General features: G+C 69.9%; 23 protein-coding genes. 15 read left to right on the top strand and 8 right to left on the bottom strand.

All coding sequences use genetic code 11. The features are described from left to right. Positions 1-51: 51 nt before the first annotated feature. Both ACV7NO_RS01140 and ACV7NO_RS01135 read left to right on the top strand, forming a co-directional pair. Positions 52-2928, top strand: a complete 2877-nt coding sequence (locus ACV7NO_RS01140; protein ID WP_463404204.1) for a M16 family metallopeptidase — start codon at positions 52-54, stop codon at positions 2926-2928. Positions 2929-2939: 11 nt separating this feature from the next. Further along, complete coding sequence (locus tag ACV7NO_RS01135) at positions 2940-3239, top strand: hypothetical protein (protein ID WP_463404203.1); 300 nt, start codon at positions 2940-2942, stop codon at positions 3237-3239. Between the two features lie 251 nt (positions 3240-3490). On the opposite strand, the gene ACV7NO_RS01130 is transcribed toward ACV7NO_RS01135, so the two are convergent. Both ACV7NO_RS01130 and purE read right to left on the bottom strand, forming a co-directional pair. After that, complete coding sequence (locus ACV7NO_RS01130; RefSeq protein ID WP_463404202.1) at positions 3491-4558, bottom strand: 5-(carboxyamino)imidazole ribonucleotide synthase; 1068 nt, start codon at positions 4556-4558, stop codon at positions 3491-3493. Then, complete coding sequence (gene purE, locus ACV7NO_RS01125) at positions 4555-5034, bottom strand: 5-(carboxyamino)imidazole ribonucleotide mutase (protein WP_463404201.1); 480 nt, start codon at positions 5032-5034, stop codon at positions 4555-4557. The genes ACV7NO_RS01130 and purE overlap by 4 nt, the downstream gene beginning before the upstream one ends. Before the next feature lie 101 nt (positions 5035-5135). Here purE and ACV7NO_RS01120 point away from each other — a divergent pair, with 101 nt between their 5' ends. Then, positions 5136-5954, top strand: a complete 819-nt coding sequence (locus tag ACV7NO_RS01120) for a GGDEF domain-containing protein (RefSeq protein ID WP_463404200.1) — start codon at positions 5136-5138, stop codon at positions 5952-5954. On the opposite strand, the gene gpmA is transcribed toward ACV7NO_RS01120, so the two are convergent. Genes gpmA through ACV7NO_RS01100 form a run of 4 tightly spaced genes read right to left on the bottom strand, consistent with a single transcriptional unit; the run spans position 5917 to position 8855 of the window. Continuing rightward, positions 5917-6603: a 2,3-diphosphoglycerate-dependent phosphoglycerate mutase gene (gene gpmA, locus ACV7NO_RS01115; RefSeq protein WP_463404199.1), complete on the bottom strand. Its 687-nt coding sequence runs from the start codon at positions 6601-6603 to the stop codon at positions 5917-5919. The genes ACV7NO_RS01120 and gpmA overlap by 38 nt on opposite strands. Before the next feature lie 42 nt (positions 6604-6645). Then, positions 6646-7104: a GNAT family N-acetyltransferase gene (locus tag ACV7NO_RS01110; RefSeq protein WP_463404198.1), complete on the bottom strand. Its 459-nt coding sequence runs from the start codon at positions 7102-7104 to the stop codon at positions 6646-6648. A gap of 10 nt (positions 7105-7114) precedes the next feature. Next, positions 7115-8236: a M14 family metallopeptidase gene (locus ACV7NO_RS01105; protein WP_463404197.1), complete on the bottom strand. Its 1122-nt coding sequence runs from the start codon at positions 8234-8236 to the stop codon at positions 7115-7117. A gap of 4 nt (positions 8237-8240) precedes the next feature. After that, positions 8241-8855: a DUF4136 domain-containing protein gene (locus tag ACV7NO_RS01100; protein WP_463404196.1), complete on the bottom strand. Its 615-nt coding sequence runs from the start codon at positions 8853-8855 to the stop codon at positions 8241-8243. Between the two features lie 158 nt (positions 8856-9013). Here ACV7NO_RS01100 and ykgO point away from each other — a divergent pair, with 158 nt between their 5' ends. Both ykgO and ACV7NO_RS01090 read left to right on the top strand, forming a co-directional pair. Then, complete coding sequence (gene ykgO, locus ACV7NO_RS01095; RefSeq protein WP_003046794.1) at positions 9014-9139, top strand: type B 50S ribosomal protein L36; 126 nt, start codon at positions 9014-9016, stop codon at positions 9137-9139. 101 nt (positions 9140-9240) lie between these two features. Then, entirely contained in the window at positions 9241-9855 is a 615-nt protein-coding gene (locus ACV7NO_RS01090) for an HAD family hydrolase (RefSeq protein WP_463407245.1), read from the top strand. A 158-nt stretch (positions 9856-10013) separates the two neighbouring features. Here ACV7NO_RS01090 and pyk read toward each other — a convergent pair whose 3' ends face one another. Then, positions 10014-11465: a pyruvate kinase gene (pyk, locus tag ACV7NO_RS01085; protein ID WP_463404195.1), complete on the bottom strand. Its 1452-nt coding sequence runs from the start codon at positions 11463-11465 to the stop codon at positions 10014-10016. Positions 11466-11536: 71 nt separating this feature from the next. On the opposite strand from pyk, the gene ACV7NO_RS01080 reads away from it, so the two are divergent. From ACV7NO_RS01080 to ACV7NO_RS01065, 4 genes are all read left to right on the top strand, one after another. Then, positions 11537-11830, top strand: coding sequence for a DUF1244 domain-containing protein (locus ACV7NO_RS01080; protein ID WP_463404194.1), 294 nt, complete (start codon positions 11537-11539; stop codon positions 11828-11830). 98 nt (positions 11831-11928) lie between these two features. Then, complete coding sequence (locus ACV7NO_RS01075; protein ID WP_463404193.1) at positions 11929-13236, top strand: metal-dependent hydrolase family protein; 1308 nt, start codon at positions 11929-11931, stop codon at positions 13234-13236. A gap of 123 nt (positions 13237-13359) precedes the next feature. Further along, the gene (locus tag ACV7NO_RS01070; RefSeq protein WP_254290349.1) at positions 13360-13626 is read left to right on the top strand and encodes a DUF2312 domain-containing protein; all 267 of its coding nucleotides are present in this window, start codon (positions 13360-13362) and stop codon (positions 13624-13626) included. 71 nt (positions 13627-13697) lie between these two features. Beyond that, complete coding sequence (locus tag ACV7NO_RS01065) at positions 13698-14039, top strand: endonuclease domain-containing protein (protein WP_463404192.1); 342 nt, start codon at positions 13698-13700, stop codon at positions 14037-14039. 49 nt (positions 14040-14088) lie between these two features. On the opposite strand, the gene ACV7NO_RS01060 is transcribed toward ACV7NO_RS01065, so the two are convergent. After that, positions 14089-15546, bottom strand: a complete 1458-nt coding sequence (locus ACV7NO_RS01060; RefSeq protein WP_463404191.1) for a helicase HerA domain-containing protein — start codon at positions 15544-15546, stop codon at positions 14089-14091. A 114-nt stretch (positions 15547-15660) separates the two neighbouring features. Between ACV7NO_RS01060 and ACV7NO_RS01055 the strand changes: the two genes are divergently transcribed. The 6 genes from ACV7NO_RS01055 (at position 15661) to ruvB (ending at position 20001) form a co-directional block, all read left to right on the top strand. Continuing rightward, positions 15661-16206, top strand: a complete 546-nt coding sequence (locus ACV7NO_RS01055; RefSeq protein WP_463404190.1) for a DUF1003 domain-containing protein — start codon at positions 15661-15663, stop codon at positions 16204-16206. Positions 16207-16235: 29 nt separating this feature from the next. Then, positions 16236-16979, top strand: a complete 744-nt coding sequence (locus ACV7NO_RS01050) for a YebC/PmpR family DNA-binding transcriptional regulator (protein WP_463404189.1) — start codon at positions 16236-16238, stop codon at positions 16977-16979. A 145-nt stretch (positions 16980-17124) separates the two neighbouring features. After that, on the top strand, positions 17125-17634 hold the full coding sequence (gene ruvC, locus ACV7NO_RS01045; RefSeq protein WP_463404188.1) for a crossover junction endodeoxyribonuclease RuvC: 510 nt from the start codon (positions 17125-17127) through the stop codon (positions 17632-17634). Beyond that, entirely contained in the window at positions 17631-18227 is a 597-nt protein-coding gene (gene ruvA, locus ACV7NO_RS01040; RefSeq protein ID WP_463404187.1) for a Holliday junction branch migration protein RuvA, read from the top strand. The genes ruvC and ruvA overlap by 4 nt, the downstream gene beginning before the upstream one ends. After that, positions 18224-18967 (top strand): ParA family protein, encoded by a 744-nt coding sequence (locus ACV7NO_RS01035; RefSeq protein ID WP_463404186.1) that lies wholly within the window; start codon positions 18224-18226, stop codon positions 18965-18967. Before ruvA ends, ACV7NO_RS01035 begins: the two co-directional genes overlap by 4 nt. Then, on the top strand, positions 18964-20001 hold the full coding sequence (gene ruvB, locus ACV7NO_RS01030) for a Holliday junction branch migration DNA helicase RuvB (RefSeq protein ID WP_463404185.1): 1038 nt from the start codon (positions 18964-18966) through the stop codon (positions 19999-20001). Before ACV7NO_RS01035 ends, ruvB begins: the two co-directional genes overlap by 4 nt. The last annotated feature ends 5 nt before the right edge of the window (positions 20002-20006 follow it).

The raw sequence follows: 20006 nt of genomic DNA, 5'->3' as shown, positions 1-20006 counted from the left end.
GGTGGGCCGGCGAGCGTTATGCGTGGGCAAGACACTCTACCGGGAGCTTTCATGCAGTTCAAATATGGCGCGCTTGCCGGCGTGGCGATCGCCGCGCTCTCGACCTCCGCGATCGGGCAGACCGGACCGGCGAAACCCGCGCCGGTCGACGCCCTCGTCAAGGCGGTCGACATCCCGTACCAGACCTTCACGCTGAAGAACGGGCTGCGCGTGGTGGTCCACACCGATCGCAAGGCGCCGATCGTCGCGGTCAGCATCTGGTACGATGTCGGCTCCAAGCACGAGCCGCAGGGCAAGACCGGGTTCGCGCACCTGTTCGAGCATCTGATGTTCAACGGCAGCGAGAACGCGCCGGGCGACTTCTTCGAGCCGCTCAAGCAGGTGGGCGCGACCGACTTCAACGGGACGACCTATTTCGACCGGACCAACTATTTCGAGACGGTGCCGACCGCGGCGCTGCCGCGCGCGCTGTTCCTGGAAAGCGACCGGATGGGCTATCTGCTCGGCGCGATCACGCAGGGGGTGCTCGACGAGCAGCGCGGCGTCGTCCAGAACGAGAAGCGTCAGGGCGACAACCAGCCCTATGGCCTCGTCCGCTACAAGCTGACCGAGGGGTTGTATCCGCCGACGCATCCCTATGGCCACACCACGATCGGATCGATGGCGGACCTCGACGGCGCCAGCCTCCAGACGGTGAAGGACTGGTTCAGGGATCATTACGGCCCGAACAACGCGGTGCTGGTGCTGGCGGGCGACGTCGACGTCGCGACCGCGAAGCCGATGGTCGAGACATATTTCGGTGCGATCCCCAGCGGGCCCAAGAGTCCGGTCGTCACCGCGCCGGTGCCGGTGCTGACCGCGCCGAAGATCGAGGTGATGAAGGATCGCGTCGCGGCGACGCTGATCCTGAAGGAATGGTCGGTGCCGGGGCTGAACGACCCCGCGGCCGCGCCGCTCGACGTCGCCGCCTCGGTGCTGGGCGGGCTGGCGAGCTCGCGGCTCGACAATGCGCTGGTCAAGATGGAGAAGCTGGCGGTCAGCGTCAGCGCGGGCAACCAGACCTTCGCGCAGGTCGGCAATTTCGTCGTCAACGCGGTGGTGCGTCCGGGCGTCGACGCGCAGCTGGTGTCGAAGCGGATCGACGAAATCATGGCGAAGTTCATCGCCGACGGGCCGACCGCGGACGAGGTGCAGCGCGTGCTGACGACGCAGGTGTCGCGGCGGATCGCGGGGCTCGAATCGGTCGGCGGGTTCGGCGGCAAGGCGGTCGCGCTGGCGGAGGGCGCGCTTTATTCGAACGATCCGGGCTTCTACAAGAAGGAGCTGGCGGAGCTTGCGGCGCAGACCCCCGCGAGCGTGAAGGCGGCGGCGCAGACATGGCTGACGCGGCCGAGCTACACGCTGGTGGTCGAGCAGGGGAAACGCGACGCGTACGAGGAGGCGAAAGTGCCCCCCAAGGTGGCGGTGACGCCGGCGCCCGACCAGGCCCGCCCCACACAGCGATCGGGGGGCACGCGCGGCGCGATGCCCGCGGTCGGCGCGATCGCGGGGCTGACCTTCCCGAAGGTGGAGCGCACGACGCTGCGCAACGGCATCGCGCTGGTCTATGCGCAGCGCAGCGCGGTGCCGATGACGATCGCGGAACTGTCGTTCGACGCCGGCGTCGCCGCCGACGTGGCGGGCAAGCTGGGCACGCAGCAGCTGACGCTGGCGATGATGGACGAGGCGACCGCAACGATGGATTCGATCGCGATCGCGGAGGCCAAGGAACGGCTGGGCGCGTCGATCGGCGGGGGCAGTTCGGCGGACCGCACGTCGCTGTCGCTGCAGGTCCCGAGCGCGAACCTTGCGCCCGCGGTGGCGCTGTGGAGCGACATTGCGCGCAACCCGTCCTTCCCCGACAGCGAGTTGCAGCGGGTGAAGACGCAGCAGTTGACGGGAATCGCGCAGGAGCTGACGAGCCCCGAAGGCCTGTCGCGGCGGCTGCTCCCCAAGCTGGTGAACCCGGCCTCGCCCTATGCCAAGGCGCAGGGTGGGGGCGATCCGAAGGCGGTCGCGGCGCTGACGCGCGCGGATCTGGTCGCGTTCCGGCAGGCGTGGTTGCGGCCGGACAAGGCGAAGATCTTCGTCGTCAGCGATCGCTCGCTAGCCGAGGTGAAGGCGGTGCTCGACAAGGGCTTCGGCGACTGGACCGCGACGGGGCAGGCGGGGACGAAGGACTTCTCTGCGGCGGCAGTGACGGTGTCGCCGAAGATCGTGGTGGTCGACCGGCCGGACAGCCCGCAGTCGCTGATCGCTGGCGCGCTGTCGACGGGGCTGAAGGGCACCGACGAGCTGTTGCCGGTGTCCGTCGCCAACGATGCGCTGGGCGGCAGCTTCCTGGGGCGGCTGAACATGGACCTGCGCGAGGACAAGCACTGGTCCTACGGCGTGAGCGGGCGGTTCGATCGCAAGGCGAACGCGGCGCCCTATGTGATCGCGGCGCCGGTGCAGGCGGACAAGACCGGGGCGTCGCTGGCGGCGCTGCGGCAGGACGTGGCGGACTATGTCGGCGCGAAGCCGATGACGAAGGTGGAGTTCGATCGCGCGATCGCGGGCGGAATCAACGCGCTGCCGGGCAATTTCGAGACGTCGGGCGCGGTGCTGGGCGCGATGCAGCAGAACGATCTCTACAGGCGCCCCGACGACTATTATGCGACGATCACGCAGAAATATCGCGCGCTGACGCTGCCGCAGGTTGACGCTGCGGCACGGGCGGCGATCGATCCGGCAAAGATCGTCTGGGTGGTGGTGGGCGACGCGAAGACGGTCCGCCCGCAGCTTGACAGCCTCGGCCTGCCGGTCGAGGTCGTCTCCGCGGCGTCGGTCGCGGGCATGCCGGACGCGCCGGCGACGCCCGTACCTGCGACCCCCAAACCGACGAAGTAAGGAGACGGATGATGGCCGAAGTCGATGGCACCTACGAAGTCACGGTCAAGTCGCCGCTGGGCGACCAGAACAGCACGCTGACCGTGCAGAGCGACGGCGCGACCTTTACCGGCACCAATTCGGGCGCGATGGGCTCGAACGACGTGACCGGCGAGGTGAGCGGCAACACGCTGACCTGGAAGCAGCAGATGACGGTGCCGATGCCGATGACGCTCGACATGACGGCGACGGTCGAGGGCGACACGATCAGCGGGACGGTGGGCGCAGGCGCGTTCGGCAGCTTCCCGATGTCGGGCAAGCGCACGGCGTAGCGCAGCTAGGCCGCGCGCCGCCCAGGGCGGGGCAGCGCCGCCCGGCCGGCGTGGCGCCTGCACGCCACGACCGACGACACGGGATTCACTCCCGTGTCGGGCTGGAGATGGGAGAAAGGCTCGCGGGGTGACCGGCGGGCCTTTTCTCGTCGCGGTCTGGCCGCGCACGCTCGTCACCCCGGACTTGATCCAGGGTGACGGGTGAAATCTGCCTCTCACACCCCTATCCCCCGCGGGGAGAGGGAGCCACGTTACCGCACCAGCCGCGTCACATGCCCCATCTTGCGGCCCGGCCGCGCGTCGCGCTTGCCGTAGAGATGGAGGTGCGCGTCGGGTTCGGCGAGGAGCGCGCGCCAGCGATCCTGGTCGGGGCCGATCAGATTCTCCATCTCGACCCGCGTCGCGGTCAGCGCGGTGTCGCCGAGCGGGAGGCCGCAGATCGCGCGGACGTGGTTCTCGAACTGCGAGGTGACCGCGCCCTCGATCGTCCAGTGGCCCGAATTGTGGACGCGGGGCGCCATCTCGTTGAGGATCGGGCCGTCGGGGGTGCAGAAGAACTCGCACGTCAGTACGCCGACATGATCGAGCGCGTCGGCGATCCGCCCGGTCAGCGCCGCCGCCTGCGCCCAGTGCGCCGCGATCTCCGGCGGGGCGGGGAGGGTGGAGCGGTGGAGGATCGCGTCGCGATGCTCGTTCCAGGGCGGCGGATAGCTGGTCATCGCGCCGTCCGCGGCGCGCACCAGCACGATCGAGAATTCGTGCGTGAAGTCGACGAACGCCTCGAGCACCGCGGGGCCGCCGATCGCGTCCCATGCCGCGTCCGCGTCGGCGGGGGACGCGAGGCGGACCTGCCCCTTGCCGTCATATCCGAACCGTGCGGTCTTGAGCACCGCGGGGGTGCCGACATGCGCGATCGCGGCGTCGAGCTCGTCGCGGCTGGCGACGGGCGCCCAGCGCGCGGACGTGCCGCCGACCTGCTCGACGAAGCGCTTCTCCGCGACGCGGTCCTGGCTGACGCGCAAGGATCGCGGCGAGGGGTGGACGGGGACGCGTTCGGCGAGCCATTCGACCGGCGCGACCGCGATGTTCTCGAACTCGTAGGTCACGACGTCGCACTGCGCGGCGAAATCGGCCAGCACGATGCGGTTGTGATAGTCGGCGCGGGTGAGCGACGAGGCGGTCTGCGCGGCCACGCTCTCGCTGTCGGGCGCAAGGACATGGGTGCGATAGCCGAGCTGCGCCGCCGCGGCCGCGATCATCCGCCCGAGCTGGCCGCCGCCGAGGATGCCGATCGCGGAACCGGGGGGCAGCGGCGTCATGCGTCGGGCGCGTCCGCGACCGACTCGGTCTGCGCCGCGCGCCACGCCTTGAGCCGGTCCGCCAGCGCGGCGTCGGAGAGCGCGAGGATCGCCGCCGCGAGCAGCGCCGCGTTGATCGCGCCCGCCTTGCCGATCGCGAGCGTGCCGACGGGGATGCCGCCGGGCATCTGCACGATCGAGAGCAGGCTATCCATGCCCTTCAAGGCCTTCGATTCGACGGGGACGCCGAGCACCGGCAGGTGCGTCATCGCTGCGGCCATGCCGGGCAGGTGCGCCGCGCCGCCCGCGCCCGCGATCACGACCTGTATCCCGCGGTCCGCGGCGCCCGTCGCATAGTCGTAGAGACGTTGCGGGGTGCGGTGCGCGGAGACCACTTTCGCTTCGTGCGCGATGCCGAGCGCCTCGAGCGTCTGCGCGGCGTGCCGCATCGTGTCCCAATCGGACGTGGAGCCCATGATGATGCCGACCTGCGCCATGCGTGCGCGCCTAGCGAGCCGGTGGCGGCGAGGCAACCGCCCGCATCGTCACGACGTTTTAACCATCACCGTCTAGGCCCGCGGGCAAAGGAAGGGTCGCGATGCCGAACAGGGTGCAGTGGAGCCGACGGGCCTGTGACGGCGGCGACGAGCATGGCGGCGACGACGCGTCGCTGGCACCGGTCGGGGCGTGGTCGTGCGACCTGTTCGACCAGTCGCTGCGCTGGAGCGGCGGGGTGTACGACCTGTTCGGCATCGATCGCGGCATGCGGCTCGATCGCCGCGAGACGGTCGGCTTCTACACGCACGAATCGCGCGTGGCGATGGAACGGCTCCGCGCCGAGGCGATCACGTTCGGACGGGCGTTCACGATCGAGGCGGAGATCGTCCGCGGCGACGGCGCGCGCCGCTGGATGCGGCTCGACGGCGCGATCGGCACAGTGCGCGGGCACAGGCGATTGTTCGGGACGAAGCGCGACATCACCGGGGAGCGGGCGGCGACGCTGGCGCTGCGCGCATGTGCCGGCCGGTGTGTGCTGACCGGGCTCCTCCTCGCTCGGGAGCATGAGGTGGCGCTGCCGGCCATGCTGATCGAGGTCGGCGGCGTCGGGGAGGTCAACCGGCGATACGGCCACGCTGCGGGGGATGCCTGCCTCATCGCGGTCGCGGACCGATTGCGCGCGGCGGTTCCCGATGGCGCGTCGATCGTGCGGATCGGCGGGGCGCGGTTCGCGGTGTCGCTGGGGTCGCTGGCTGCGGGGTCGCTCGGCCGACTGACCTTGCCGGTGGCGTGGGAGGGGCGTCTGCTGCACCCCGGGGTGACGCGGTCGGTGGTGGCGAGCCAGATTCCTCTCCCGCCAGGGGAGAGGGACCAGAGAGCGCCTACCGCTCGTTCAGATAATAGCGGTCGGTGGCGTTGAGCGCGGCGTCGAGTTCGTAGACGATCGGCTGGCCGGTCGGGATCTCGAGGCTGGTGATGTCGGCGTCGGGGATGTTCGACAGGTGCTTGACGAGCGCGCGCAGCGAGTTGCCGTGCGCGGAGATCAGGACGCGCTGGCCGTCCTTCAACGCCGGTGCGATGCGCTCGTCCCAATAGGGCAGGACGCGCGCGATCGTATCCTTCAGACTTTCGGTCGCGGGGATCGGGATGCCGGCGTAGCGGCGGTCGCCCGACAGGTCGAACGCGCTGCCCGGCTCGATCACGGGCGGGGGAATGTCGAAGCTGCGGCGCCAGATATGGACCTGTTCGTCGCCGTGCTTCGCCGCCGTCTCCGCCTTGTCGAGCCCCGTCAGGCCGCCATAATGCCGCTCGTTGAGCCGCCAGTGCTTCTCCGTCGGCAGCCAGAGCCGGCCCATCGCCTCGAGCGCGAGGTTGAGCGTCTTGATCGCGCGGGTCTGGAGGCTGGTGAAGGTCCGGTCGAAATCGAGGCCCTTCGCGGCCATCAGTTCACCCGCCGCGCGCGCTTCCGCCGCGCCCTTCTCGGTCACGTCAACGTCCCACCAGCCGGTGAAGCGGTTCTCGAGGTTCCACGACGACTGGCCATGGCGGATGAGGACGAGGGTGGGCATGCGGATCTCCTGCGGTCTCCCGGGGCTTTTGCCGGGCCGGTGTCAGAGTGCAAGCGTCATGAAGCGGTTGTGCGGGCTGGCGGGGTAGCCCGCGAACGCATCGCGATCGACGAAGCCGGCGGCTTCGTACAGCGCGTTGGCGGGGGCGAAGGAGGGGGACGTGCCCGTTTCGAGATTCAACCGGTGATAGCCGCGGGCCCGCGCGGTCTCGACGATCCGGGCGAGCATTGCGGCGCCGACACCCCGGCGCAGATGCCCGGGCGCGGTACGCATCGATTTCACTTCGCCAGCGCCGTCGCCCAGATCCTTCAGCGCGCAGATCCCCGCAAGCATCCCATCCCGCCACGCCGTCCAGAAGGTTACCCCCGAAGCACTCAGACCATCCGCGTCGAGCGCGTGACGGAACTCGGGCGGCGAATCGCCCGCCGCTTCCCGGCGGTGGAAGGCGAGCAGCGCCGCGACATGCGACGCGCGCGGATCGTCCTCGCGAAGCTCGATCACCGCGCGGCCTTCAGCGCTCGTCGATCATGCCGTCGAGCACCGCGAGGCACGCTACCGCGAGCCGCTTCGAGCGTTCGCCCGACCAGCCGAATTCGGCGTCGGGGTTGGCGTCGTGGTCCTTGAACGGCATTTCGAGCGTGATCGACACCGCGCCGAAGCGCTCCGCGAGCTGGTTGGTCGACATCGACAGGTTGGCCTTGCCGGGCGCGGCCTTTTCATAGCCGAGCGCGGTCTGGAAATCGGGGGTGTGCGCCGCCAGCCGCCGGCCGAACTCGGTGAAGGCGTCGCCCTGGCGCTGCGTCCACGACGGGATGCCTTCGAACCCGGCGATGAAGTTCGCCGCGATCGCCTCGTCGCCGTGCACGTCGATCGCATAGTCGACCCCGGTCGCGTCCATCGCGGCGAGAACGCACCGCACCTCCGGGCTGCGCTCTGCGGTGGGGGCATGCCATTCGCGGTTGAGGTTCACGCCGGCGGCGTTGGTGCGCAGGTGGCCGCGGCGGGTGCCGTCCGGGTTCATGTTGGGGACGATATGAAGCGTCGCCTTCGCGCGCAGCCCCGCCGACGCGTCCGACGCCAGCCATTCGAGCGCGCCGTCCATCCACCATTCGGCCATCGATTCGCCCGGATGCTGGCGGGCGTAGAGCCAGACCTGCGTCGTGCCGCTGCCGATGCGCAGATAGTCGATCGCCTGCCCGTCGAGCGTGACGCCGAGTTCGCGGTGGACGACGCCCGGCGCGGCGGCGGTGCGCGCGATCAGGTCCGCGTGCATCTCCATGGTATAGGGTTCGAAATAGGCGAACCAGACCGGTGTCGCCGCTTCCGTCTTCGTATCAGGGGGCCAGTCGAACGATAGCACGCCGTCCTCGTAGCGTGTCTCGATCATCCGCCACGCCTTGCGATCGGTCGAGGCGCGGACCTTGTAGCCCGGCCAGCCTCGCGGATAGGCGGAGCTGCCCGCGTTGAGGATGCGAAACGTCGTCGGCCCCGCCACCTCCGCGGCGCGGAACGAGAACCATTGGTAGAAGTCCGAATCCGTGTCGCGGACGATCTCGAGGTCGATCGTGTCGCCGTCCTGCGCGACGACACGGATGTTGCCGCCGTCGAATGCGGCGTTGATGCTGACGGTCATCCTCTTACTTCACTTCGATCGTGCGGCCCGATTCGCCGGGGAAACCCTTGAACAATGCGCCGGCCAGCCGTGCGGCGATCGAATCGACGTCAGTGCCGGGGCGCGACGTGTCGGTGAGCGACTGCGCCTGGCCTTCCCAGATCGCGTCGCCGCCGTGGCGGATGCGCACCGACAGCTCGGTGACGACGCCGTTGCGCACGCCCGACCCGCCGACGGGGAAGTTGACGCCGCCGCCCAGGCCGACGCCGCCGCCGCGCCCGCCCGAAATCCCGCCGCCGCCGATCCCGATCGATACGGGCGAGCGACGGGGCGGGAGCGCGCGGACCGCGCGGGTGAAGCCGACGGTGGCGAGATATTCGGCCTTCGCGCCGGGGGCGGGGGCGGTGAAGCCCTGGCGCAGCAGCTCGGCCTGCACCGCGGCGGCATAGCTCTTGTACTCGATGCTGGCGGGCGCGGCGCCGGCGAGCGGCTCGACCGCGATCGTCCCGCGCTGCGCCACCGCGTCATAGTGGAAGCGCGTCGCCTGGACGGGAAAGCTGGTCGGCCCGGTGGCGCAGGCGGACAGCGTCGCCGCGAGCAGCAGCGCCGAACCGGCGGGCAGGAGGGTACGCATGGTCATGATCGGGTCGACCCTTGATGAGAGATTTCGTTGCGGGGGAGTAACGCCCGATCCGGCGCGACGTTTCAACCCCGCGCGCGAACCTTGACGAATCGCGTGCCGCTCTCTAGGCGCCGCCTCTTTCCCAGATACTCCAGACACTAGAAACGAAGGCGATCATGAAGATCCGCAATTCCCTGAAGTCGCTCAAGGACCGCCACCGGGACAACCGCGTGATCCGTCGCCGTGGCCGCACCTACGTCATCAACAAGACGAACCGCCGTTTCAAGGCCCGCCAGGGCTGATCCGGTGTCGGCCGGCACCGGCCCGCTCCCCCACCCGACCGCCTACAGGGTAGTCTGGCTGGGCGGTCGGGTGGGGGAGCGGGCCGGTGCGGTTGACTGACATGCGCCCGACGTCGGTGATCTTCGACATCGGGCACGTCCTCTACGACTGGGACCCGCGGGTCCTCTACCGGCGCCTCATCGACGACGATGAGGCGCTCGACGTGTTCCTGCGCGACGTCGCGACGTGCGAATGGCATTTCCAGCACGACGCCGGACGGCCGTTCGCGGAGACGTCGGCGGAGCTGACGGCGCTGCATCCGCAGTTCGCCGACGCGATCGCGGCATGGGGGCCGCGCTTTTCCGAACAGATCCCGGGGCCGATCGCGGGCATGCCCGAGCTGGTCGCCGAGCTCGATGCGTCGGGCGTGCCGCTGTACGCGATCACCAATTTCTCGGGCGAGTTCTTCGCGCCCTTCCGTGCGCAGGAAGCGGCGCTGTTCGATCGGTTCCGCGATATCGTCGTGTCCGGCGACGAGAGACTGATGAAGCCCGACGCCGCGATCTATCGACTCGCACTCGCCCGGTTCGGGGTGGCGGCGGGGGAGACGGTGTTCGTCGACGACAATGCGGCGAACGTCGCGGGCGCGGAAGCGGTGGGGATACGGGCGATCCGGTTTACCGACGCGGTGGCGTTGCGGGGGGCGTTGCAGGCGTTGGGGGTGTTGGGGGGCTGACTCCGCGAGTGGTCGGTGCGGATCAAAGATAACCCGTCACCCCGGACTTGATCCGGGGTCCCGCTATCTTCCGGTGAAGTTCGGGAAGAAAGAAGCGGGACCCCGGATCAAGTCCGGGGTGATGAAATCGGGAAATGTCGTGCGCTATGACATGGCCCTCAATACCCCTTCAGCTCGTCCCCGGCGATCCGCACGACATGCAGCACGTTGGTCGAGCCCGGGGTGCCGAAGGGGACGCCGGCCATCACGACCACGCGGTCGCCCGCCTCGGCGATGCCGTGGCGCAGTGCCATCCGCTTGGCCTTGGCGACCATTTCCTCGAACGACGCGACATCGCGGGTGTGGACCGCATAGGTGCCCCACAGCAGCCCCAGGCGCCGCGCGGTGTCGATCCGGGGGGTGAGGACGAGCAGCGGCACGCCGGGACGCTCGCGCGCGATCCGCCGGGCGGTCGAGCCCGAATTGGTGAAGCAGATGATCGCTTTCGCGTCGATCGTCGCGGCGATGTTCTTCGACGCCTCCGACAGCGCGTCCGCGGTCGTGGGATCGGGACGCATCACGGTGAAGTGGATGCGATCGCCGTGCATCGGATCGCGCTCCACCGCATCGCCGATCGCGTTCATCATCGCGACCGATTCGACCGGGAAGTCGCCCGCCGCGCTTTCCGCGGACAGCATGATCGCATCGGCGCCGTCATAGATCGCGGTCGCGACGTCGGACACTTCCGCGCGGGTCGGCGAGGGCGACTTTATCATCGATTCGAGCATCTGCGTCGCGACAACGACGGGGCGGCCCATCCGGCGCGATACCTCGACGATACGCTTCTGCAGCGGCGGCACCGATTGCGGCGGGAGCTCGACGCCGAGATCGCCGCGCGCGACCATCACGCCGTCGCACGCCTCGACGATCTCCTCCAGCCGCTCGATCGCGGCGGGCTTCTCGATCTTGGCGAGCAGCGCGGCCTTGCCCTCGATCAGCTTGCGCGCCTCCCACAGATCCTCGGGGCGCTGGACGAACGACAGCGCGATCCAGTCGACCCCCTGGTCGATCGCGAAGGCGAGGTCGCTGCGGTCCTTCTCCGTCAGCGCGGCCATCGGCACGACGACGTCGGGGACGTTGAGGCCCTTGTTGTTGCTGAGCACGCCGCCGACCTCGACGACGGTTTCGATCCGGTCCGCGTCGTGTTCCATCACGCGCAGCACCAGCTTGCCGTCGTCGAGCAGCAGGCGCGCGCCGGGCTCGATCGCGGCGAAGATCTCCTTGTGCGGCAGTTCGACGCGGCGCGCGTCGCCGGGTTCGGGCGAGCGATCGAGGACGAAGGTGGCGCCCGATTCGAGCAGCACGCGCCCCTCGGCGAAGCGGCCGACGCGCAGCTTGGGCCCCTGGAGATCGGCGAGGATCGTCGTCGGGCGGCCATAGGTGGCTTCCATGCTGCGGATCGCCTGGATCACCGCGATCTTCGACTGCTGATCGCCGTGGCTCATGTTGATGCGGAACGCGTCGGCGCCCGATTCGAACAGGGTGGAGATCATCTCGACGCTGCTGCTCGCGGGGCCGAGCGTGGCGAGGACGCGGACCTTGCGCGAGCGGGGGCTGATGGCCTTGGTCATGAAATCGGTTCCTGCCGTTGTCGCGGCTGCCTTAAGGCCTATCTCGGGCCGATCAACCTTGGAGCAGACGAATGGACCCGATCGACACGATCGACGACGCTACGGCCGCCGCCGCCTTCCGCCGGCTGGTGCGCCACCTGCGCCACCGCGACGACGCGCAGAATGTCGACCTGATGGGGCTGGCGGGGTTCTGCCGCAACTGCCTGTCGGACTGGACCGCGGAGGCGGGGGGGCTGGAGAAGGACGCCGCGCGCGAGGCGATCTACGGCATGCCCTACGCACGGTGGAAGGCGGAGCATCAGCGCGACGCCACGCCCGAGCAGCTGGCGCGGATGGCGGAGAGCGTGAAGAAGAACGCGGCCTGACCCTTGACCTCCCCTCCCGTTCGGGCTGAGCCTGTCGAAGCCCGCCGGCATGACCGGGGGACGCCCTTCGACAGGCTCGGGGCGAACGGGGAGAGACCATGAAGACGTTGCTGATGGCCGCACTCGCGGCATCGCTGGCCGTGCCGGCGCTGGCGCAGGCCGCTGCGCCCAGGATCACCTATATCCATGCCGGGCAGTTGCTCGACCGCCCGGGCAGCGCGCCGCGGGGAAACAGCACGATCGTCGTGCGCGACGGCAAGGTGGCGGAGATCCGCGACGGCTTCGTCGCGCCCGTGGCGGGCGCGACGCTGGTCGACCTGAAGGACCGCTTCGTCCTGCCGGGGCTGATCGACATGCATGTCCATCTGTGGGGGATCGGTGGCGATCCGATGCGCGCGCGGCTTGTCGAGGCGACCAACGACGTGGGCGACGACATGATGCAGGCGGTGGTCAACGCGAGGACGACGCTGCGCGCGGGCTTCACCACGGTGCGCGATCTGGGCGGCAACCCGCGCGGCATCCGCGCGCTGCGCGACGGCATCGCGCGCGGCGACGTAGAGGGGCCGACGATCGTCAATGCGGGCACCATGATCTCGATCACCGGCGGGCACGGCGACGGCACCAACGGGCTGGCGGAGGAATTCGCGGATGCGGTCCATGCGCATCAGATCAACACCTGCGACGGGCCGGACGACTGCCGTCGCGCGGTGCGCGCGCAGATCGGGCTGGGTGCGCAGGTCATCAAGTTCGCCGCGACGGGGGGCGTGCTGTCGAACGTCGCGGGCGGGCTCGGTCGTGCGATGACGCCCGAGGAGATGAAGGCGATCGTCGACACCGCGCATGGGTTCGGCCGCAAGGTGGCGGCGCACAGCCATGCGGCGGAGGGGACGAAGGCGGCGCTGGAGGCCGGCGTCGATTCGATCGAGCACGGCACCTTCCTCGACGACGAGGCGATCCGGCTGTTCAAGGCGAAGGGCGCGTATCTGGTTCCGACCGAGATCGCCCCGGTCGCAGCGCTCGCGCAGGCGCGCGCCGGCGCGCTGCCCGCCGCGACGATCCCCAAGGCGGAAGCCGCGGCGGCGGCGATGCAGGCGAACCACCGCAAGGCCTATGCCGCCGGCGTGAAGGTGGCGTTCGGCACCGATACCGGCGTGTCGAAGCACGGCGACAATGCGAGCGAGTTCGCGCTGCTCGTCGCCAACGGGCTGACGCCGATGCAGGCGATCCGCGCGGCGACCGTCTCCGCGGCGGACCTGCTCGGGCGCGACGACCTGGGCACGCTGGAGCCGGGCAAGGCGGCGGACGTGATCGCGGTGACGGGATCGCCGCTGGAGGACGTGCGCCGGCTGGAGAAGGTCGACTTCGTGATGCACCGCGGCGTGGTGGCGCGCAGGACGGGCGAGTAAGGCTTGAGCGGGGCGGCGCGGACGATTAGACGCGCCGCCTCACCCAGCAGGGTTAACGAAGCCGCCCCCTCGCGCGAATCACGGCGTCGCGAGGCGCGGGCGGCGCATCACGGGGACGAACACATGGCGGACGAACGGCAAGAGGGCATGGGCGGCGGTCAGGTCGCGGCGGACGAGCTGCGCCTGCTGATCGAGCGCGCCGAGCGGCTGGAAGAAGAGAAGAAGGGCATCGCCGACGACATCAAGGACGTGATGGCGGAGGCCAAGGGCCGCGGCTACGACCCCAAGGCGATCCGCAAGATCCTGTCGATCCGCAAGAAGAAGAAGGAAGAGTATCAGGAGGAGGAGGCGATCCTGGAGGTGTACATGCAGGCGCTGGGGATGATCTGACCTTGATCCGCCCTCTCCCGCCTTCGCGGGAGAGGGTTGGGTGAGGGCCTTCTTCTGCCGATGCTGCGGCGATGTACCCGCTTCGTCGACAGACCAGTCCGCATGCCGCGCGCCTCCGCCGCGAGGCGACGGATGGGGAGCGCGCGGTGTGGGCCGCGGTGCGCAACCGCCAGCTGGGCGGATTCAAGGTTCGGCGGCAGGTGACGATCGGGCGGTACGTCGTGGATTTCCTATGCGTCGAGGCGTGGTTGATCGTCGAGCTGGATGGCGGCCAGCATGATGTGGTGGTCGATGCGGAGCGGACGGCGCTGCTCGAGTCGCTCGGGTATCGTGTGGTGCGGTTCTGGAACCACGATGTCGCGGCAAATCTGGAGGGCGTTCTGGAGGCGATCCTCGGCGAATTGAAGACGTAAGGCCCTCACCCAACCCTCTCCCGCGAAGGCGGGAGAGGGTTGGGTGCGCCTACGCCGCTTCGGCGGGCTCGGTCGTCCAGCCCAGCCGGGGGATCGTGATCGAGCGTTTGCCCGACAGGTCGGTCCGCGTCACGAACAGTTCGCGCTGTTCGATATAGCCGATCAGGCGGCGGACGCGGCCGAGCGAACTGGTGCCGTAGGTGGTCGCGAGTTCGGCGTCCGACGGGCAGGGGCGCGCATCCTTGGCGGCGCGGGCGACGAGGAGGAAGGCGCCCATCATGTCATCGGGGAGCGTGCCCGCGAGTGCGAGCGCCTCGGCCCATTCCTCGGCATGGACGTCGAAGATTCCCGCGCGCGCGCAACTCAGCCGGCGGGTGAAGCCGGGCAGGTCGAGCGGCGGACGCGCGAGCCCGGCCATGCGGCAGCGGACCTGGAAATCCTGGAACAGCACCGAGGCGGGGCGGAACGCGGCCTCGCCGTCCGCGACGATCGCGCGCAGCGTGTCGGCATAGATCGCCTCGATCTCGTCGGCGTCCTTGGCGGGCGTGGGGGAGAGCGGCACGGGGGCGGGCGTCGCGATGGTCGCGGCGAGTTCGTCGGCGGGGACGAGGCGCGGGCGCGAATCGAACGCCATCGGGAGCATCGGCGCGTCGACCACCGGTTCGGCGAGCATGTCGGCGAGGTCGAACGGCTTCGCTTCGGGGAGCGGCGTCAGCTTGGGGCTGCTGCTGCGCGCGGAGGTGTCGACGGTGCCGATCTTCACCGTGATCGGGCGGCGCGAGACCGCGGGGCCGAGCGCCATGAAGGTGCCGCGCGGCAGGTCGCGGATCGCCTCGGCCTGGCGGCGCTCCATGCCGAGCAGGTCGGCGGCGCGCGCCATGTCGATGTCGAGGAAGGTGCGCCCCATCAGGAAGTTCGACGCCTCCGCCGCGACGTTCTTGGCAAGTTTCGCCAGCCTCTGCGTCGCGATCACGCCGGCCAGCCCGCGCTTGCGGCCGCGGCACATCAGGTTCGTCATCGCGCCCAGCGACGCGCGGCGGACCTCCTCCGCCACCTCGCCGCCGGTGGTGGGGGCGAACAGCTGCGCTTCGTCGACGACGACGAGGGCTGGATACCAATGCTCGCGCGGGGCGTCGAACAGGCCGCTGAGGAACGCGGCGGCGCAACGCATCTGCCCCTCCGCCTCCAGCCCCTCGAGGCTGAGGACGACCGAGGCGCGGTGCTCGCGGATCCGTGTCGCGAATCGCGCGACCTCCGCGACCGAATAGTCCGCCGCCTCGATCACGACATGGCCGTAGGGGCCCGCGAGCGTGACGAAGTCGCCCTCGGGATCGACCACCACCTGCTGGACCTGCCCGGCGGAACGCTCGAGCAGCCGGCGCAGCAGATGCGACTTTCCCGAGCCGGAATTGCCCTGGACGAGCAACCGGGTGGCCAGCAGTTCCTCCAGATCCATACCGACCGGCGTACCGCGCTCGTCGGTGCCCATGTCTACGCGAACGGTCATCGCCCAGCGTTTGGCCGATAGGGGGGACCGGGGGCAAGCGGTTTGCGGTGCTTGGCGGATCGTTCAGGTGCGTCTAGGCGCGCGATCGATACGGGAGCGATCAGGAGAATCACGATGGGCCTGCGCCCCAGCCAGATCACCGACCTCGCGCAGCGGCTGCTGGGCAAGCGCGACGATGCGCTCGATCCCGAGGAGCGGCGCGTCCTCGACAGCATCCATTCGGGCGCGATCGTCAGCCGCGATGCCGCGGACGAGGCCGACGCGCGCGCCAGCTTCGGCGAGCGGCTGTCGGACCGGGTGGCGGCGATCGGCGGATCGTGGGGGTTCATCATCGCGTTCACCGCGGTGCTGCTGGGCTGGATGCTGCTCAATTCGGACATCCTGACGCATTTCGGCGCGGCGTTCGATCCCTATCCCTACATCTTCCTGAACCTGATGCTTTCGACCGTGGCGGCGATCCAGGCGCCCGTCATCATGATGAGCCAGAACCGGCAATCGGCGAAGGACCGGTTGGCCGCCAGCCTCGACTACGAGACGAACCTGCGCGCGGAGCTCGACATCCTCAGGCTCCACCACAAGCTGGACGTCGTGGTGATCGAGCGGCTGGCGGCGCTGGAAGAGAAGATCGACGGTCTGGCGAAACTGGCGGAGCGGCCCTAAGGGGGAAGCCATCACGCAAAGAGGCACCGATGGCAGGCCATTCCAAGTTCAAGAATATCATGCACCGCAAGGGCGCGCAGGACAAGAAGCGCTCCGGCATGTTCTCCAAGCTCAGCCGCGAGATCACCGTCGCGGCGAAGATGGGGCTCCCCGATCCCGACATGAACCCAAGGCTCCGCGCCGCGGTGAACGCCGCCAAGGCGCAGTCGGTGCCCAAGGACAACATCCAGCGCGCGATCGACAAGGCCTCGCGCGGCGATGCGGAGAATTACGAGGAGATCCGCTACGAGGGGTTCGGCCCCGGCGGCGTCAGCCTCATCATCGAGGCGCTGACCGACAACCGCAACCGCACCGCGACCAACGTGCGGACCGCGGTGTCGAAGAACGGCGGCAACCTGGGCGCGAGCGGATCGGTGAGCCACGCGTTCGACCGCGTCGGTCTGATCGCCTATCCCGCGACCGCGGGCGATTCGGAGAAGGTGTTCGAGGCGGCGCTGGAAGCGGGCGCGGAGGACGTGACCTCGACCGAGGAGGGCCACGAGATCTGGACCGCGGTGGCGGATCTGCACGAGGTCGCCAAGGCGCTGGAGCCGGTGCTGGGCGAGGCCGAAGGCGCGAAGCTGGCCTGGCGCCCGCAGGTGATGGTCGACGTCGCCGAAGGCGATGCGGCGACGCTGTTCAAGCTGATCGACGCGCTCGACGACGAAGACGACGTACAGACGGTGTGGGGCAATTACGAAGTGTCCGACGCGGTTATGGAGAAGCTGGGTTGACGATCGATCCTCCCCAAGCACGCTTGGGGAGGGGGACCAGCCGCAGGCTGGTGGAGGGGGCTGGCGCGCCAGCGACGGCGATGCCGTCACCCCTTCCACCACGCTTCGCGTGGTCCCCCTCCCCATCTGCGATGGGGAGGACCACGTGACCGTCATCCTCGGCCTCGATCCCGGGCTCGGCACGACCGGCTGGGGAGTGATCCGTGCGGACGGCAACCGCATCTCGCACATCGCCAACGGCCAGATCCGTACCGATCCGTCGATGCCGTTGCCGCGCCGGCTGGCGGCGCTCCACGGTGCGCTGGGCGACGTGATCCGCGCGGAGAAGCCCGACGGCGCGGCGGTGGAGGAAGTGCTGGGCAATTCGAACCCGCAATCGACGCTCAAGCTGGGGCAGGCGCGCGGCGTCGTGCTGCTGGCGGCGGCGGGCGCGGGGCTGGTCGTCGGCGAGTATCATCCGTCGACGGTCAAGAAGGCGGTGGTCGGCACCGGCGGCGCGGAGAAGCGGCAGATCCAGGCGATGATGGCGGTGCTGCTGCCCGGCGTGAAGCTGACCGGGCCCGATGCGGCGGACGCGCTGGCGGTGGCGATCACGCATGCGCATCATCTGGCGAGCGCGCAGGCGATCGCGCGGCGCGTGGTGCCGATAGCATGATCGCGCATCTGAAAGGGCGGCTCGATTCGACGGGCCTCGACCATGCGGTGATCGATGTCGGCGGGGTGGGCTATCTCGTCGGCGCGTCGTCGCGGACGTTGGCGGCGATTGGGCAGGTGGGCGAGGCGTGCACGCTGTTCACCGAAATGCTGGTGGGCGAGGATTTCCAGCGCCTCGTGGGCTTTTCGAATGCCGCGGAGCGCGACTGGTTCCGGCTGCTGACCGGGGTGCAGGGCGTCGGCGCGCGGGTGGCGCTGGCGATCCTGTCGACGCTGGAGCCGGTCGACCTGGCACGCGCGGTGGCGGCGCAGGACAAGGCGATGGTGGCGCGCGCCAACGGCGTCGGCCCCAAGCTGGCCGAGCGGATCGTGCGCGAGCTGAAGGACAAGGTGGGCGGCGTCGCGATCGGGCTCGCGGGGAGCGCGATCGCGGCGCCGGTGGGGGCGGGCGCGGACGCGGTGTCGGCGATGCTCAACCTGGGGTTCCGTCCGGCCGAGGCGGCGGCGGCGGTGGCGTCGGCGGAGGAGGAGCTGGGCGAAGGCGCGACGCTCGACGCGCTGGTCCGGCTCGCGCTGCGGAAGGCGGCGAAATGAGCGGGAAGATCGTCGCGGTCTATAGCCTGAAGGGCGGGGTGGGGAAGACGACGCTGGCGGTGAACCTCGCCTGGGCGGCGGCGACGCTGTCCGCGCGGCGGACATTGCTGTGGGACCTCGACGGGCAGGCGGCCGCGTCTTGGATCATGGGCGACGATGGCGGCGAGGGAAGCGCGGCGCATGCGGCGATCACCCGTGACGTCGATCCCAAGCGGCTGATCCGCGCGACCGCGACGCCGCGGGTCGACCTGCTGCCTGCCGACGCGTCGCTGCGCAATCTCGACGTGGCGTTCCACGAGCTCGATCGCAAGAAGCGGCTCGCGAAGGTCGCCGAAGGGCTGGCGGGGGCGTATGACCGGATCGTGATCGATTGTCCGCCGGGGCTGACCGACACGTCGGACCAGATCATGCGCGCCGCCGACCTCGTCGTGGTGCCCGTCATCCCCGCGCCGCTGTCGCGGCGGGCGCTCGACGTGATCGCCAGCCATGTCGCGCGGCGGAAGGGGCCGCGCGTCGTGCTGGCGCCGGTATTCTCGATGGTCGATCGGCGGCGCGTGATCCACCGGGAGGCGCTGGCCGCGCACGCCGACTGGCCGGTGATCCCGATGGCGAGCGCGTTCGAGGCGATGACCGACCGGCGCGCGCCGCTGGGCGCGTTTGCGCCGCCGTCGTCGCCCGCGCTGGAGGCGGTGGCGACGCTGTGGCGCAGGGTCGACCGCGCGCTGGTGGGGCAGGCATGACCGATTCGGTGGACGACGACGACCGCATCATCACCCCGGCGCGACGCCCCGAGGACGTCGACGCCGCGCTGCGTCCGCGGCATCTCGACGAGTTCGTGGGGCAGAAGGCCGCGCGCGAGAATCTGCGCGTGTTCATCCAGGCGGCGAAGGCGCGGGGCGACGCGCTCGATCATGTGCTGTTCTTCGGCCCGCCCGGCCTCGGCAAGACGACGCTGGCGCAGATCGTCGCGCGCGAGATGGGGGTGGGGTTCCGGGCGACTTCGGGGCCGGTGATCGCGAAGTCGGGGGATCTCGCCGCGCTGCTGACCAATCTCGAGGATGGCGACGTGCTGTTCATCGACGAGATCCACCGGCTCCAGCCCGCGGTCGAGGAGGTGCTGTACCCCGCGATGGAGGATCGCGCGCTCGACCTGATGATCGGCGAGGGGCCGTCAGCGCGGTCGGTGCGGATCGATTTGCCGCGCTTCACGCTGGTGGGCGCGACGACGCGGCAGGGGCTGCTGACGACGCCGCTGCGCGACCGGTTCGGGATTCCGGTGCGGCTGCAATTCTATACCGTCGACGAACTGGAGCGCGTGGTGACGCGCGCCGCGGGGCTGCTGGGGCTGGCGATCTCGAAGGACGGCGCGACCGAGGTCGCGCGGCGCTCGCGGGGCACGCCGCGGATCGCGGGACGGTTGCTCAGGCGGGTGCGCGACTTCGCGAACGTGGCGGGGGTCGAGACGGTCGATGCGAAGGCGGCGGACGCGGCGCTCAACCGGCTCGAGGTCGATTCGATGGGGCTCGACGCGATGGACCGGCGCTATCTGATGATGATCGCGGACATCTATCGCGGCGGGCCTGTCGGGGTGGAGACGCTGGCGGCGGGCCTGAGCGAGCCGCGCGACACGATCGAGGAGGTGATCGAGCCGTACCTGATCCAGCTCGGGCTGGTCGCGCGGACGGCGCGTGGGCGATGCCTCAACGCGCTGGGGTGGAAGCATCTGGGCCTGAACCCGCCGGCGGGGGCGCAGGACGGGTTGTTCGATACCTAGGCGCG

The sequence above is a fragment of the Sphingomonas sp. Ell38C01 genome (assembly GCF_055231975.1).
The sequence above is the reverse complement of the archived record's forward strand: the minus strand, read 5'-3'. Positions and strand labels throughout refer to the sequence as shown.

What these genes read in the sequence shown, in the direction of transcription:
- ACV7NO_RS01080 (WP_463404194.1), top strand. Translation starts at nt 11,537, where the DNA reads ATGGACCCGATCGACACGATCGACGACGCTACGGCCGCCGCCGCCTTC.
- ACV7NO_RS01055 (WP_463404190.1), top strand. Translation starts at nt 15,661, where the DNA reads ATGGGCCTGCGCCCCAGCCAGATCACCGACCTCGCGCAGCGGCTGCTG.
- pyk (WP_463404195.1), bottom strand. Translation starts at nt 11,465, where the DNA reads ATGACCAAGGCCATCAGCCCCCGCTCGCGCAAGGTCCGCGTCCTCGCC.
- gpmA (WP_463404199.1), bottom strand. Translation starts at nt 6,603, where the DNA reads ATGCCCACCCTCGTCCTCATCCGCCATGGCCAGTCGTCGTGGAACCTC.
- ACV7NO_RS01135 (WP_463404203.1), top strand. Translation starts at nt 2,940, where the DNA reads ATGGCCGAAGTCGATGGCACCTACGAAGTCACGGTCAAGTCGCCGCTG.
- ACV7NO_RS01090 (WP_463407245.1), top strand. Translation starts at nt 9,241, where the DNA reads ATGCGCCCGACGTCGGTGATCTTCGACATCGGGCACGTCCTCTACGAC.
- ACV7NO_RS01065 (WP_463404192.1), top strand. Translation starts at nt 13,698, where the DNA reads ATGTACCCGCTTCGTCGACAGACCAGTCCGCATGCCGCGCGCCTCCGC.
- ACV7NO_RS01070 (WP_254290349.1), top strand. Translation starts at nt 13,360, where the DNA reads ATGGCGGACGAACGGCAAGAGGGCATGGGCGGCGGTCAGGTCGCGGCG.
- ACV7NO_RS01035 (WP_463404186.1), top strand. Translation starts at nt 18,224, where the DNA reads ATGAGCGGGAAGATCGTCGCGGTCTATAGCCTGAAGGGCGGGGTGGGG.
- ACV7NO_RS01120 (WP_463404200.1), top strand. Translation starts at nt 5,136, where the DNA reads ATGCCGAACAGGGTGCAGTGGAGCCGACGGGCCTGTGACGGCGGCGAC.
- ACV7NO_RS01130 (WP_463404202.1), bottom strand. Translation starts at nt 4,558, where the DNA reads ATGACGCCGCTGCCCCCCGGTTCCGCGATCGGCATCCTCGGCGGCGGC.
- ruvA (WP_463404187.1), top strand. Translation starts at nt 17,631, where the DNA reads ATGATCGCGCATCTGAAAGGGCGGCTCGATTCGACGGGCCTCGACCAT.
- purE (WP_463404201.1), bottom strand. Translation starts at nt 5,034, where the DNA reads ATGGCGCAGGTCGGCATCATCATGGGCTCCACGTCCGATTGGGACACG.
- ACV7NO_RS01105 (WP_463404197.1), bottom strand. Translation starts at nt 8,236, where the DNA reads ATGACCGTCAGCATCAACGCCGCATTCGACGGCGGCAACATCCGTGTC.
- ACV7NO_RS01075 (WP_463404193.1), top strand. Translation starts at nt 11,929, where the DNA reads ATGAAGACGTTGCTGATGGCCGCACTCGCGGCATCGCTGGCCGTGCCG.
- ACV7NO_RS01060 (WP_463404191.1), bottom strand. Translation starts at nt 15,546, where the DNA reads ATGACCGTTCGCGTAGACATGGGCACCGACGAGCGCGGTACGCCGGTC.
- ACV7NO_RS01100 (WP_463404196.1), bottom strand. Translation starts at nt 8,855, where the DNA reads ATGACCATGCGTACCCTCCTGCCCGCCGGTTCGGCGCTGCTGCTCGCG.
- ACV7NO_RS01140 (WP_463404204.1), top strand. Translation starts at nt 52, where the DNA reads ATGCAGTTCAAATATGGCGCGCTTGCCGGCGTGGCGATCGCCGCGCTC.
- ACV7NO_RS01050 (WP_463404189.1), top strand. Translation starts at nt 16,236, where the DNA reads ATGGCAGGCCATTCCAAGTTCAAGAATATCATGCACCGCAAGGGCGCG.
- ykgO (WP_003046794.1), top strand. Translation starts at nt 9,014, where the DNA reads ATGAAGATCCGCAATTCCCTGAAGTCGCTCAAGGACCGCCACCGGGAC.
- ruvB (WP_463404185.1), top strand. Translation starts at nt 18,964, where the DNA reads ATGACCGATTCGGTGGACGACGACGACCGCATCATCACCCCGGCGCGA.